General features: G+C 37.9%; 17 protein-coding genes. 15 read left to right on the plus strand and 2 right to left on the minus strand.

Annotation, left to right across the window (positions count from 1 at the left end; all coding sequences use genetic code 11):
* Positions 1 to 45: 45 nt before the first annotated feature.
* The 13 genes from UB32_RS07740 (at position 46) to UB32_RS20445 (ending at position 10,993) form a co-directional block, all read left to right on the plus strand.
* Complete coding sequence (locus UB32_RS07740; RefSeq protein ID WP_044392610.1) at positions 46 to 261, plus strand: hypothetical protein; 216 nt, start codon at positions 46 to 48, stop codon at positions 259 to 261.
* Positions 262 to 276: 15 nt separating this feature from the next.
* A complete protein-coding gene (locus tag UB32_RS07745; RefSeq protein WP_044392612.1) occupies positions 277 to 654 on the plus strand; it encodes a hypothetical protein in 378 nt (125 codons plus the stop codon).
* Positions 655 to 773: 119 nt separating this feature from the next.
* Positions 774 to 965 (plus strand): hypothetical protein, encoded by a 192-nt coding sequence (locus UB32_RS07750; RefSeq protein WP_044392614.1) that lies wholly within the window; start codon positions 774 to 776, stop codon positions 963 to 965.
* A gap of 163 nt (positions 966 to 1,128) precedes the next feature.
* Positions 1,129 to 1,338 carry a hypothetical protein gene (locus UB32_RS07755; protein ID WP_044392616.1) on the plus strand — a complete coding sequence of 70 codons (210 nt, stop codon included), beginning with the start codon at positions 1,129 to 1,131 and terminating at the stop codon, positions 1,336 to 1,338.
* A 79-nt stretch (positions 1,339 to 1,417) separates the two neighbouring features.
* A complete protein-coding gene (locus UB32_RS07760; protein ID WP_044392617.1) occupies positions 1,418 to 1,975 on the plus strand; it encodes a hypothetical protein in 558 nt (185 codons plus the stop codon).
* 524 nt (positions 1,976 to 2,499) lie between these two features.
* Positions 2,500 to 5,121: a DNRLRE domain-containing protein gene (locus tag UB32_RS20435; RefSeq protein ID WP_052806986.1), complete on the plus strand. Its 2,622-nt coding sequence runs from the start codon at positions 2,500 to 2,502 to the stop codon at positions 5,119 to 5,121.
* On the plus strand, positions 5,099 to 7,252 hold the full coding sequence (locus tag UB32_RS20440) for an RHS repeat-associated core domain-containing protein (RefSeq protein WP_052806987.1): 2,154 nt from the start codon (positions 5,099 to 5,101) through the stop codon (positions 7,250 to 7,252). The genes UB32_RS20435 and UB32_RS20440 overlap by 23 nt, the downstream gene beginning before the upstream one ends.
* A 16-nt stretch (positions 7,253 to 7,268) precedes the next feature.
* Entirely contained in the window at positions 7,269 to 7,520 is a 252-nt protein-coding gene (locus UB32_RS07770; protein ID WP_044392618.1) for a hypothetical protein, read from the plus strand.
* 670 nt (positions 7,521 to 8,190) lie between these two features.
* Positions 8,191 to 8,496, plus strand: a complete 306-nt coding sequence (locus UB32_RS07780) for a hypothetical protein (RefSeq protein WP_044392621.1) — start codon at positions 8,191 to 8,193, stop codon at positions 8,494 to 8,496.
* A 256-nt stretch (positions 8,497 to 8,752) separates the two neighbouring features.
* Positions 8,753 to 9,163 (plus strand): RDD family protein, encoded by a 411-nt coding sequence (locus UB32_RS07785; protein ID WP_044392623.1) that lies wholly within the window; start codon positions 8,753 to 8,755, stop codon positions 9,161 to 9,163.
* A gap of 53 nt (positions 9,164 to 9,216) precedes the next feature.
* On the plus strand, positions 9,217 to 9,645 hold the full coding sequence (locus tag UB32_RS07790; RefSeq protein WP_044392625.1) for an RHS repeat protein: 429 nt from the start codon (positions 9,217 to 9,219) through the stop codon (positions 9,643 to 9,645).
* Complete coding sequence (locus UB32_RS19815; RefSeq protein WP_431305966.1) at positions 9,621 to 10,571, plus strand: hypothetical protein; 951 nt, start codon at positions 9,621 to 9,623, stop codon at positions 10,569 to 10,571. Before UB32_RS07790 ends, UB32_RS19815 begins: the two co-directional genes overlap by 25 nt.
* Before the next feature lie 59 nt (positions 10,572 to 10,630).
* Entirely contained in the window at positions 10,631 to 10,993 is a 363-nt protein-coding gene (locus UB32_RS20445; protein ID WP_044392629.1) for a response regulator, read from the plus strand.
* A gap of 80 nt (positions 10,994 to 11,073) precedes the next feature.
* On the opposite strand, the gene UB32_RS07805 is transcribed toward UB32_RS20445, so the two are convergent.
* Complete coding sequence (locus UB32_RS07805; protein WP_044392630.1) at positions 11,074 to 11,358, minus strand: hypothetical protein; 285 nt, start codon at positions 11,356 to 11,358, stop codon at positions 11,074 to 11,076.
* Positions 11,324 to 11,575 (minus strand): helix-turn-helix domain-containing protein, encoded by a 252-nt coding sequence (locus UB32_RS07810; protein ID WP_044392631.1) that lies wholly within the window; start codon positions 11,573 to 11,575, stop codon positions 11,324 to 11,326. The genes UB32_RS07805 and UB32_RS07810 overlap by 35 nt, the downstream gene beginning before the upstream one ends.
* A gap of 345 nt (positions 11,576 to 11,920) precedes the next feature.
* Between UB32_RS07810 and UB32_RS07815 the strand changes: the two genes are divergently transcribed.
* Both UB32_RS07815 and UB32_RS07820 read left to right on the plus strand, forming a co-directional pair.
* Positions 11,921 to 13,084: an ABC transporter substrate-binding protein gene (locus tag UB32_RS07815; RefSeq protein ID WP_044392632.1), complete on the plus strand. Its 1,164-nt coding sequence runs from the start codon at positions 11,921 to 11,923 to the stop codon at positions 13,082 to 13,084.
* A 105-nt stretch (positions 13,085 to 13,189) separates the two neighbouring features.
* The gene (locus tag UB32_RS07820; RefSeq protein ID WP_044392633.1) at positions 13,190 to 14,068 is read left to right on the plus strand and encodes a branched-chain amino acid ABC transporter permease; all 879 of its coding nucleotides are present in this window, start codon (positions 13,190 to 13,192) and stop codon (positions 14,066 to 14,068) included.
* The last annotated feature ends 11 nt before the right edge of the window (positions 14,069 to 14,079 follow it).

Below are 14,079 nucleotides of genomic sequence, written 5' to 3' on the forward strand. Positions count from 1 at the left end.
ATTATAAAACGTCATTAACAATAAAGGGATAAGGAGGATTTAAGAATGAGTAAGGAATTAGTGCAAGAAAAGGAATTTGATATTACCGAATTAGTTGAGGTTTTATCACTTGAAGATGAACTGGAAATGGACAATGATATCCGAGAATGGTTACATACACCAATTGTTCAATTAAAGGAATATGGATTCAGTGAACCAGACAGCCAGGAAGAGTATATCGCTATGTTACAGGACTTATCAAGTTATTTAATGGAGAGATAAGGGGGGAAGGGAATTATGGGTTTTTATATTGAAGCACGAAATAAAAAGAATGAGGTTTTTGCAAAGAAATCGTTTCAGGTCTGGAATCCAAATGTAGAACATCTTTATGTGCCATTGGGTTTGGCTAATCCTTATGGCGAAGATTTTAGTGGGAGAGGGGAAGAAATCACAGTCTCTTATCAAACGCTACAACAAGCCTACAAGGAAGTGGAGGGCCCAACATTTTATAGTGAAGCTAAGAGAGAACTGTTGCATCCTGCTGTCTTAATCTTTTCGGGGTTGCATCCAATGCAACTTGATGCCGACCGAGAAAAGGAGATGTTGCTTCGTTTTCTTTCTTGCTGTATAGAAACTGCCGAGAAAGAGGGAATAATCACTTTATACTTGGGGTAACAGTTAATTCTGATGATACAAAACGCTCCGAACCGATATGAGAAATTATACGATTTTTAAGTTAAACAAAATATTGACCATATTTTGGGGACTGAAGGAGAGTGAAGACGTGAGGGATTTTGAAACTTGCAAAAGGAGACATAGAAGACACACCTGCTCAGGAAATAATAACAGATTCTAAGATTTTATCGAGGGACCTAAAAAAGTTGTTGATTGAATATATAGAGGAACAGGAGAAGGCAGGAAGTAAGGATAGAGTGAATAATGGGGCAATACTTGCAAATGGGAATTTGTTATCAAATGAAAGTTGATAAAAAGATGATAAGTTAGGAAAAGTTAAGGGGAAAAAGATTAAGTTAAAAGAGTTACACAACAACAAGAGTATACATGCCGTTTCCAAAAGTGAAAAAAATGCCCACTCTACCCCTTTGCTTAGAGAAATTCCGGAAAATTGGAAAGGTAAGGTGAAGTAGAATGTTGAGAAAAATAGGGTTACTAGTACTTTTTACTATTTTAATAAATAAGCCTGATATTACTCTAGCTCACGATGGTAGTTTGCCTCTGGGTACCCCTGATTTTCATATTGCACCCGGATTCGGTGATACTGAGACAATAATAGATTATGATAATGGTGTAAGAGGGGTTCAACATAATTTTTATTGGGCAGAGGCAACAGTCTTATAATGCATATCAGACTGCTGATGAGGGATTAGCATCGTTTTGGAACGGAGTTAGTACCGGTCCTTATGGGGGACCTGCAGGAATGGAAATTGATACTTCTTTTTATGGTTATGATAAAACTTCATTACCATCTTATGGCGGATATACACACTATGTATTCTCGTATGGACCTAAATCTGAGTCCCAATCTAGTGTAGGTACTTACTGGGGTTCAGATATGCCATATGCTTATATTGATACAACTGCAAGTGACAACCCAGAAGAACCATCCATTGGCATTGGTTCAGGTTATTGGGCTATTGCAAGTGCGGGCTACTATTATTCGTGGGCAATGGGGAAAGATACAAGCTCATCAACTTTTAAAGTAGTGGATTATGATGATTTTAAAGTGCAAATCTCTAGAACACACAGACATTTAGAATCATTCTCTGTTGGAGGGAAGTGTATAGCAGGATCATACACTGACCCATGGTGCAGGTTTGCAGATGGTAATACTGACGGTTATATTGCGCCGGTAAAGCCTTGGTCGGGATTAACACCAGGTTTTGAGTTATGGTTAGAACCTACAGAATCTAATCTTTACCATAAAGGAAATCCGGTTGTTAACGCCAGGCAAAATTTTGGTAGGTCATACTATTAAACTCGCTGCTTTCTTTGAAGAGCAACTATTCGTATAATACAAATTAACGCTTTAATAAAAACAGTTATAAAATGTCCAAAGCCTTGGTATATATGAGTTTGGGCATTTTTTTAATTATACCATTATTTGCGTTAAGAAGGATTAACGCTTATTTTATGAATTAACGCACAATTGGAAGGAGTTGTAATTGTATATAGCATATGTCTACTATTAATCCAAGACGGGCACTTTCCATAACGATATCAAGCATTTAGAGTTCACATACAACGCCAACGGACCTGTTAACGAAAAAGACCTTCTAACGGTAAGATGTATGAACATTACATATGTATATGATGCAGATGACAAGATAATTATACCTAGGCTATTTAAAAATGGATATTGTTTAAATAATGGTAAAAACCCTCTACCTTTCTCGGAGACTTTTATTTATATACCAAAAACTCCCGTATTCTTTTTAAAGTCCGAAGTTTGGTATACAAATCCGAGAGAACAGTTCTTTTATAATTATTTCATTATGCCTTGTGATTAGTTTAGTAGGGCCAAATTTTGCAAAAGCAGCACCAGCTGAAGCGAAAAGGACTCCTATAAAGGAAAAACTAATCGCAGAAATTGGGGAAATGCCAAATAAGCTGCCTAAAGAAAAAATGGAGTTAACAAATAAACGCACTGCCTACTCAACAAGGTATTTAAATCCTGACGGAAGTTTTACCGAAGAGATCTTTATGGAACAACAGTTTTATCAAGATCTTTCAGATAAAAAGTGGAAAAAGATCGATAATAAACTCAAAAGCAGTACAAAAAAAACGGAAAAATTCGAAAACACCGCAAATGATCAAAAGACATGGTTTACGAAAGAAACTGGAAACGGAGAACTTGTTACAGTTGAAATGAAAGATAAAAGTGTTGGCTTCGTTCCAGTGAAAGCTAAAAAAGTACAGGGAACAGTTAAAGAAAATGAAATTAGCTATAAAGGGATTTTCGATAATGTTGATGTTCGTTACCGTGTACAAGGCAACGCTGTAAAAGAAGATATTATTCTCAATCTATATCAAAACGAAAACACATTCAGTTTTGAGTTGAAGATGAAAGGTGTTACACCTCATAAAGAAAAAAACGGCACAATCGTTTTCAAAGATTTAAAGGGGAAAACAGTATGGTTCTTTGAAAATCCTTATATGACGGATGCAAAAGACAAATATTCTGAAAAAGTTTCCCTGAATCTGCGTGAAGAAAACGGGAAAATGTTTGTCGATGTTGTTGCCGATCAGTCGTTTTTGAAAGATCCAGAAACACAATATCCTGTTACAATTGATCCAACGATCAACAGCTGGGATCTATTGCGTGACAACTTTATTGCAAGCAGTTTCCCCGATTCTATTTTTTCTAGTAATACTTATATGCATACAGGATATAACAGTTATTTCGGCACAACTCGGGATTTAGTTGAATTTTATTTACCGAGTTTACCAAGCGATAGCAAAATTTCGAGCGCAAATTTCAATGCGTACCAAACAAAATCTGATGCAACGAATACAGCAATTGATTTGTATAGAGTAACGAGTGATTGGTCCTCTTCTGTTACTTGGAATACTCAACCAACAATTGGCACCAAAGTGGAGGGTTCTACCACAAACAACACGTCTAATGCTTACTGGCAATGGGATATTACTCAACTTGTTAAAGACTGGTATAACGGGGACCAGGCGAACTACGGTTTCATGTTAAAACAACAGAATGAAACCACTTCACCTTATCGTACGTTTAACAGTCTTAACAGTGGTAATAATACTCCTCGTCTAACGGTTAATTATACGGTTGATCCTATAGGACAAGAAGAATTTTGGGGCGTCACTGAAGAGGGTATTAATCCTGCGAATGGCAACTTGTTTATTTCCGGCACAGATATTTCAACACCAGGACGCGGTCCTGAAGCATCGATTACAAGATCCTACAACAGTCGTAAATCCTGGTATGCAGGAATGTTCGGTTATGGATGGATCACCAATCTTGAAGCTCGCCTTGTTGATGCTGGAAAAGGACCTATTACATTAATTGATGGTGATAATACCCGTCATATTTTTGGTCAAGCTATAGGCGGCGGTTATGATACACCGGGAGGCCTTTATTTAACTCTTGCAAAGAATCAAGATGGAACATATACGATTACGGAAAAGGATGGAACTAAGGTTCACTTTAATACAAGTGGCAAAATCAGTTCAATTGTTGATACAAACAGCAATAAGTTGAATCTCATATATGACACTGGTGGTAAGTTAACTGTAATTAAAGATGCGTCCGGACGGTCAACTACAATTGCGTATGGAACCAATGGGTTTGTATCTAGTGTAACAGATCCAGCAAACCGTACAACAACCTATAACTATGATACCGCAGGTAATTTGACTAAAATTTCAGATCCTGCCGGTAATTCAACAATCTTAAGTTATGATACCGATCATAATATAACATCAACTACCGATGCTCGTTCTATTACAACGACAGTTAATTATGACATGTCTGATCGTGCCCAAAGCGTTAGCCGACGAATCACGATCAGTGGTGTACAAGAAACAAGTACTACAACCTTCTCATATAATTCTATGGTCACTTCTGTGACAGATGGGGAAGGAAAACGAGTGGATTACTCTTATAATCCAAATGGTAACATTACCAAAATTACTGAAAATCCTTTAGATATCCAAAATAATGCTGTTACTCAGTTTTGTTATGATGATTTTAACAATTTAACCAAAGTGATTGATGCTAATTTATATAAAGCTGATTCAGGAAATACATGTGACGCAACTACAGCAAAGCCTGCATATGTTTATTCCTATGACGAGAACGGAAATCTAACTGGTGCTCAGCTGCCTGGAACATCAGATAACCCTGCAACTCCAGGAGCTCCGGTGAATGAAACATACTCTTATGACGCTGCTAATAATCTAGTGGAAGAGCAGGACTATAACAAAAATATCGATAATATTGATTATGATAGTAAAAATAATCCAACTGAATCCATTGATCCATATCAACAGAGTGTGTCACAACGTTACTTTGCGAATGGGAATATGCAATATGTTACACACCCAATGTCTGTTACGGATAATCAATTGTTTAATGCCAGCTGTTACCAGCATTAAAAACCCACTGGGAGATACTGTTTCTTATCAGTATGATGCGGTTGGAAATCAGACCGCTGTAACGGATGGGAAAGGTCAAAAAACATCTTATGAATTTGACTCCAGGGATTTGTTAACCAAAGTGACGCAGGCAAACCTTGGTGTCACTCAATATGGTTATGATGCTACTGGTAATCGAACGACTGTTACTGATACTAAAAACAATCTTACTAAGTATGAGTACAACGAGTTTGACGAAGTTTCTCAAATTATTAACCCATTAAATCAAGTGACCAAGTTTGAATACAATAAAAATGGGGATCAGACTCAAGTAACATATCCAAACGGGAGCACGGTTTCTAATACATTTAACGCTTTTAATCGTTTAGAAAAGGTTCTTTACAATGGTGTCGAGAAATGGCGCTATGGATATGATGCTAATGGAAACATTACGTCCGTAACCGATGCAGCAGGAAAAACAACAACTTACACCTACGACAAGAATAAAAAGATAACGGAAAAGGCAGAAGGTACATCTAATAAGATTGCTTACAGCTATGACGATAATGGAAATACAACTGCTTTAACTGCAACAGTCGGTACAAATCAGTTTACGAATGAATTTACCTATAATAAACTTGACCAGTTAATCGCTATGTCTCGTAGTAATTCCAATATTGTACGCTTTGTTTATGATGAGCGCGGGAATGTAATTTCCGAAAAGCGCGCAAACGGGACGTACTCTTCTTATGAGTATGAAAGCAACAACCGTCTTCAGTCGGTAATCAATTACAATGCAACTGGTGGGGTTATCGATAAGTTTATCTATACGTATGATGCTAATGGGAACTGGACGGGTGTCACTACAAATGATGGAAATCTTTCTTATCAGTACGATACGTTAAACCGATTAACAAAAGAGATCCTAAAAGATGGAACGATAATTTCTTATGAGTATGATTCAGTTGGTAACCGTATAAAGAAAGTTGAGACAAAAAGAACAACATCTACTACTACGTCTTACACTTACGATGGTGCTAATCAGTTAACGAACAATAATGGTAAAGTACAAACATATGATGCAAATGGAAACCTGACGAATAACGGTGACAAAACATTTATTTACAACGAAGAAAATCGCCTCGTCGAGGTGAAAGATAAAAATGGTGCTTCCATTGCAACTTTTACCTATGATGATCAAGGCCGCCGTAAGAGCATAACCACTTCTGGTGGAACCGTTCACTTCTATTATGATGGGGATAAAGTTATTTACGAAACAGATGGAAATAATAACATCCTTATAGAATATACGTGGGATCAGGAAGGTAACCCCGTCACAATGACAAAAGGCGGTAAAACGTATTATTACCACTTAAATGGCCACGGTGATGTCATTGCTTTAACAGATACAAGTGGAAATACCGTTGCTGAGTATAATTATGATGCATGGGGTAATATCCTGTCACAAACAGGAACAATGGCAACTTCCAATCCTTATCGTTATGCGAGTTATCGATATGATGAGTCTTCTGGTTTATACTATTTAAACGCTCGCTATTATGATACGGATACAGGCCGTTTCATTACGAGAGATACTTTCCATGGATTTGAGGATGATCCAAAGTCGTTAAACCAATATGCTTATGCTCATGGGAATCCAGTTCGTTACGTGGACCATGATGGTAATTGGGTTTGGTTAGTGTTTAATGCGGCGATGGCGACGTATGATGGTTATATGGCATATAAAAAAGCTTATGCACAGGGAAAAAGAGGTTACAAACTAGCATCAGCAGTTGCGTGGGCTGTTGCAGGGAATTTTATTAAAGTAGGGAAAATATCAAAATTCCTAAGCCTGATTAAGTTTTCTAAAAGTATAACAGCTTTTAAAAATTTTAATTCACACTTTGATAAGCATGTTATCAAACAAAAGGAATTTGGGAAAATATCAAAGCAACAATATTTAGATAGAGCAAGAAATTTAGCTAATGCTAAAGGTGATAACAAAAATGTATTTGTCAGAGTGCTTTCTGGTGGTAGAACTGCAAAATATAAAAAATCTACAAATGAACTAGTAATAATTCATGATGGTAAATATATTGGAACATTGTTCAAACCAAGTAGAGGTTGGAATTATTTTAAGGGTCTAAAGTAATTTAGAGGTGATAGAAATGTACGAATGTCCAGTTTGTGGATTTAATAAGTTGGAAGAACCTATGTATCTTGACACTGGAGAACCGATGTTTGTTATATGTCATTGCTGTGGATTTCAATCTGGCTATGACGATGATGATCAGGGATTTTCCTTTCAGGCCTTTCGGAATAAGTGGATAGAAGAAGGTTACCCTTGGTTTAACCCTAAGAAAAAACCAAAATGCTGGGATATTAATAAACAACTTGAAAAAATAAAAGATTTTAAATAATTCTAGCTGAAACCTTGAAGTCCCTTCTTCAAGGTTTCAGTGTCTTGACTGCAATTTTCAATATATGAAGGCTAGTAGTCTGTACTATTTAATGGCTCGTTATTACAATTCAGATACAGGACGTTTCATCTCGAGAGATACATTCCATGGATTTGAAGATGATCATGTTTCTTGGGCAGTAGCAGATAACTTTATTAAAGTCGGAAAGATTTCCAAGTATCTAAAATTAGTTAATGGTAGCGTTATAAAGAAAGCGTCTAAAGCTGAATATAAAAGCAGCTAAAAAAGTCGGAAGCTTTACAGTTAAGAGTAAGCATTTTATCAAATACAGGAGGTAAATGGAGAAAATTTAATACGTCTAGCCAAAGAGAAGCAAGAAGAATAATTTCTGTTGCACTCAAATCGCGTAATGCACAATTTTCACCTAATAACCAGCCTAATTCTTATGTAGTCATTACTAATATGGGACGGAAAATTGGAACAAATAGGTGAAACGAGAGTTAAAGTTTTATAGGAGTTGACGGAAAAGTATGGACAGCCTATCCGATAAAATAAAATTTAAATTTAAGATCTATTTGAATAATAAAATCGAAGAAGAATTGATTCTTAATCGAAATTATAAGTAATATCCGAAATAGAGGGTCTATTTCAAATTTTAGTTAATGAACGATTGTTTTTTAATGAACAATATATTTTGTTGCTAGAGTTGGGTATTGCTTTAAAGAAATGGCTTCAAAAAATAAAATTAAACGATATTGAAAGTTTTGAATATATTACAATGGATGATGATGAAGGTCCCCTTTTAGAATTCATTTATACAAACAATGGTTGGGGAATTTATTCAAGATGGCAAGAATTTGAGTTTCAGAAGAGTATCCCTATTGAAATACTAATTGAGGCTATAGAGTACTTCTTAAGTGACTTACAAGAGCAGTTGTTAAGTGCATATAACCTTAGACTTACAGATTATCTTTAATAAGATTTAAGTATACAAAATAATCGATTAGTTGCAGGAAGTAAGTTATGCACCTAATCGATTGTATAAATAATTTTGAGATTAACTTGTCCTTCACAGTATATAGTCGGAAAAGAAGAACACTTAACAGTTATGAAAAAGTGGCATGATTATGGGTTATATATTAGGAAAAGCTAACTTTCTTTTTCCTATAAGTAATTGTAAAATAAAACAGTAAAATATGGACGAATAATATTAGAAAGGTAGAATAAACAACATGAATGAACATAAAGCAGCAGGATTTTGGATTCGATTAGGATCAATTATTATTGACGGATTATTACTTATACCACTTTATCTTCTTTGTATGTTAATAGGTGTATCTGACATCGCCACAGAAATATTTGTAAATAGCATTAATTTTTTATATTATCTCATTATCCCTGTGATATGGTCAGGTTTTACAGTTGGTAAAAGAGTAGTAGGGATTAAAATTGTTCGTACAGATGGTAAAAAGGTTGGAATTGGTACAACATTGAAAAGATACATTTTAGCTTCGCTTGTTTATGTTGTAACACTTGGAATTGCATTCATTATCAGTGCATTTATGGTAGGATTACGAAAAGATAAACGATCTATACATGATCTAATTGCAGGAACTCAAGTAATCTATACGTCTAAAAATTAAAACAGTCTTGAATATTACAAAGAGCTACCTTACTAATGTAGCTCTTTTCCCGATTGTGGCATTTGCTTATAAACTCCACAGGAAACTTAACCAGCTTCAGCAATACACTCAATGAACAGGAAAAAATTGTTTGCGACGAAAATAACAACCCTATCCAGTTTACGGATCCAAAAGGGAAGGTTTCCACCGAGGAATACGACAGTAAAAACAATAATGTCGCTTCCACGGACGCAGCGACGAAGTCATCCGCTGCCAAATATGATGCCAATGGAAACGTGACCGAAGAAACTTCTTCCGTAAGCATCGGGGAAAGCCTGTTGTTGAATGGGAGCTTTGAAAATGACGCCAACAACGACAACTGGCCGGATAACTGGAAAAAGATCGGTACGGCCACTTTCACGTATGACAACAGCGGGGCTGCCGTACAGAAGGCGAAATTAGGTTCAAAACAAATCAAATTTCGAATCCGTCCACAGCTGTAGCCGTCGAAAGTGACCGGGTTGCCTATGATCCGAAAAAGAAGTATGTAGTCAGCGGATATATCAAAACCACCAACACAAATTCAAATGCCAAGCTTGTGATCACCGGCGGCAACGCAAGCGGACAGACGACCCAGACGGTAAGCAGCGCCATGCTGAAAGGGACAACCGGCGTGGAAAGGATGCACTTTGTCATCAACCCGGAAGATCTTCCGGTCGATACAACCTTCATGACGCTAAAGGCGTATGTCAATGCCGGAAATGGAGATTACTTCTTTGACGGCCTACAAATTGAGGAGGAGTATTACGGGGCGTTTAACCTAATCGAAAACAGCAATTTTGAATTTGATTCGGAAAACAATGGAGTGCCTGACGGCTGGTACTTACCAGGAACCCTAACATTTTCCGATGGAGTAGATTCTACTACAGCTTATACAGGAGCCAAATCCATCGAGTTGACCGGACAGCGTGGAGTGGACAAGTTTATTCGCCAGGAACTGAAAGTGAATGGTACAGCCGGAAAGGATATTACCGTATCCGGGTTTTCAAAAGTTGATGCTCCTACTGCTTCTGCAGGTCTTTATCAGATGAATGTAGCTATTAATTATACAGATGGTACTATTCAATGGGTAAACGGTGATTTTGATAAGAGTAAATCTCATGATTGGCAACACGTTTCCTTAAGATTTGCGACTTCGAAGGATTTTAAATCGTTAACGATATATTATCAGTCTAAAGATCAGACTGGAACTGATTGGTTCGATGCAGCCAAAGCCCAAATTGGATCCATTCGTTCAAAATTGACCTACGATTCTCTAGGAAACTACGTTATCAACAGTACAGATCCGAATGGCAACAATGTATGGAAAATATATGATTCTATTGGGAACCTCACCAGAAACGGTTGGGGGAGTTACTCGACGATATGAACATGATGCCAATGACAACCTGACAAAGGTAACCGATGAATATGACCGCTTGACAACGTATGAATACGACCAGTCCGGAAACCATACCGGAACCAAATAAAAATGGTACATTTACCCTTTTCGATCATGACGGTACGGGCAATCTTTTCATTAGGGAACTTGTCGCAATCTATTTAAAAAAAGAGGGTTATACAGTTCTTGAAGCAAACGATGGTGTAGAAGCTGTGAATATTTTATCTGAATGCACCATTCATCTGTGTATCATTGATGTTATGATGCCAAATAAAGTAAAAGAAGTGCCTGAAAAACATCGTGAAGGTTTTAAATTAACCAAGGGAACAAAGTATGTATGTAGTTTGCATAATGTGTCTTATGTCTTGGGTTTGACTCCACGAAATTGTGGACTCGACAATTCTGCTTAGTCCTCCATCTCACTCGCCAAGTTTGCGAGTCAATGCAGCCAACTTTGGACGTATTAAAAAAACGCCCACCGGAATGAACGTTATTGCTGCGTTATTTTTTCGATTTCTGATTCTACTTTGAAAACTCGCTTGTTAAGGGCCTGAACGTCATAGTCTTTATCCTCAAGTTTGCCGTTGATCTGTTTAAGCAGGGCCGTGATATCTTCCGGCTGGTCGGCTTCCATTCGCACTAGCGTTTGCTCGATGCTTTCTAGGCGGTTATCTACCGTGTTGAAGCGTGCTTCCATTTTCTTTTCTAGTTGTTCCTGCCCGTGTTTCACCCCTTTAATTTCAGATAGAATTTGCTTCAAGATTTCCTCGTTCATCGTGTTCATCCTCCCCTTCTTGTATGTACTGTACAACTTCTTCGATGGAGCATTGGAAATGGCTGCATACACGCTCGATCACGTCCATTGATACATTCTCCCCTTTTCCCATTTTAGCAATTTTGGAGGGAGAAAACTTCAGTGTTTTTCGCATTTCTTCTTTTGTCAGGTTCTTATCAATCAATTGTTTCCAGAGGCCATTATAAGAAAATGGCATGTCCTATCATCATTATTCACATTGTAAGACATAATCTATTATTTCTCAAAGGTTTTCTATCACAAGGAGTTGATGAATTTCCTTATTTTACCTTAAAACTTGTTTTTTGATTAAGTGGTAATCTCCGCCTTTCTTCCATTGTAAGTTTATTATAAGTGCAGATTGGTTGTATAAAAAATGGAAGGAAATAATATTTTTATTTCCCCTTTTTTGCGACGAGGGGAAAAGAGATGATTGTAAAAAATATTTTAGTACTAGACGAAACATACTAGAATAATGTACAATTTGTGTGAATATTAGTTTTATTGACAAAATTGTGATATCAAGTTTTTAGGGGGAAAAGAAATGAGAAAAAGAAGATTGGCTGGGATTTTTCTTTCGTTTTCGTTAATAGCCGGGGCACTGGCTGGCTGTGGCGGGACACAGAGCAGCGGAGGGTCGAGCGACACGATTAAAGTCGGCGCAAACATTGAACTCTCTGGCGGGGTGGCATCTTATGGACAATCCATTTCAGAAGGCCTAGAACTCGCTCTGGAAGAAATCAATAAAGACGGGATTGACGGCAAAAAAATTGAGCTTGTAAAAGTAGATAACAAATCAGATGCTGCAGAAGCAACCAATGGCGCAATCAAGCTGGTTAACCAGGATAAGGTAGTGGCCATCATAGGTGCAGCTACTTCAACAAATACCCTTGCCCAGGTGCAAGTGGCCCAGGATAACAAAGTTCCGCTTATTACTCCAACTGGAACAAATCCTGATATCACGAATAAAGACGGCAAGCTGAATGATTATGTGTTCAGGACTTGCTTCATTGACCCGTTCCAGGGGACAGTAGCAGCGAATTTTGCAGAAAAAGACTTGGGATCGAAAAAAGCTGCTATATTCATTGACAGTGCAAGTGATTACTCAAAAGGGCTTGCAGCTTCATTCAAAAAAGCATACAAGGGAGAAATTGTGGCTGAGGAAGCTTATGTGGCTAAGGATACAGATTTCAGCGCTACTTTGACTCGAATCAAATCAGCAAATCCGGATTTCATCTTTCTGCCGGGTTACTATGAAGAAGTTGGTTTAATCATTAAGCAGGCTCGTGAACTTGGAATTGATGTTCCTTTCATGGGTGGAGATGGCTGGGATTCTCCTAAGCTGATAGAAATCGCTGGAGGAGAGGCTCTTAATAACACATATATTACCAATCACTATTCGTCTGGAGACAAATCAGAGAATATTCAGAAATTTGTAGAAGCATTCAAAGGCAAGTACGATGGCAAGAGCCCGGACGCCTTTGCAGCGCTTGGCTATGACACAGCATACTATCTTGCAGATGCAATTAAGCGCGCGGGAAGCACTGACCCGGCAAAGATCCAAGCGGCATTAGAGGAAACACAAGATCTCCAATTAGTTTCCGGCAAACTTACATTAGATAAAAACCATGACCCTATTAAATCTGCTGCCATTCTTGTTTATGAAGATGGCCAGCAAAACTTCAAAACAAACGTGGCTCCTGAATAAGCAGGAGATGGAAAAGGGGGGCTGTCGATGTCCTCCTTTTCTTACTTATTTTAGCCCCATTTTAAAAAAACACTGAATTGAAAATGCATTCAAGGGGAGTTCATTATGGAACTTGTACAGCAATTGGTGAATGGAATTTCGTTGGGCAGCATTTATGCCTTGATTGCCTTGGGCTATACAATGGTTTATGGCATCGTAAAATTAATTAATTTTGCACATGGAGACGTTTTTATGGTAGGGGCCTTTGTGGGCTTCTATGCTATTAAAATATTGGAATTATCCTTTTTCCCAGCACTGTTAATATCCATGGCAGCTTGCGCTTTGTTCGGAATGCTCATCGAACGTGTTGCATATAAGCCTCTGCGGAATGCAACTCGCATAGCGGCGTTGATCACAGCAATTGGAGTATCGCTGCTGATTGAGTATGGCGTCATTTATGCCCGCGGTGCGCAACCAGAAGCATATCCAGGAGATGTGCTGCCAAAAGAAACGATTGACATTTTTGGTTTATCTATTTCGAGCCAATCTCTATTTATTCTTGGTGTATCTGTAGCACTTATGGTTATTCTCCAATTTATCGTTCATAAGACAAAAATCGGTAAGGCGATGCGCGCAGTCTCCTATGATGCAGAGGCAGCCAAGCTAATGGGGATAAATGTTGATAATACAATTTCGGCAACATTTGCGATTGGTTCTGCACTTGCAGGTGCAGCTGGCGTTATTTTCGGTACTTACTATATTAAAATTGAACCGCTAATGGGAATTATCCCTGGATTGAAGGCTTTTGTCGCCGCAGTTCTTGGCGGGATCGGCATCATTCCTGGAGCGATGGTCGGCGGCCTGCTGCTTGGGGTCATCGAGGCGCTTGTTTCAGCATTTGGTTATTCATTATGGCGTGATGGAGTTGCCTTTATCGTCCTTATCCTTATTTTGATTTTCCGTCCGTCTGGTTTGTTCGGGAAAAACATAAAAGAGAAAGTGTAAAGGGGAGGACT

The sequence above is a fragment of the Mesobacillus subterraneus genome, assembly GCF_000934845.1.
GTDB lineage: Bacteria > Bacillota > Bacilli > Bacillales > Cytobacillaceae > Mesobacillus > Mesobacillus stamsii.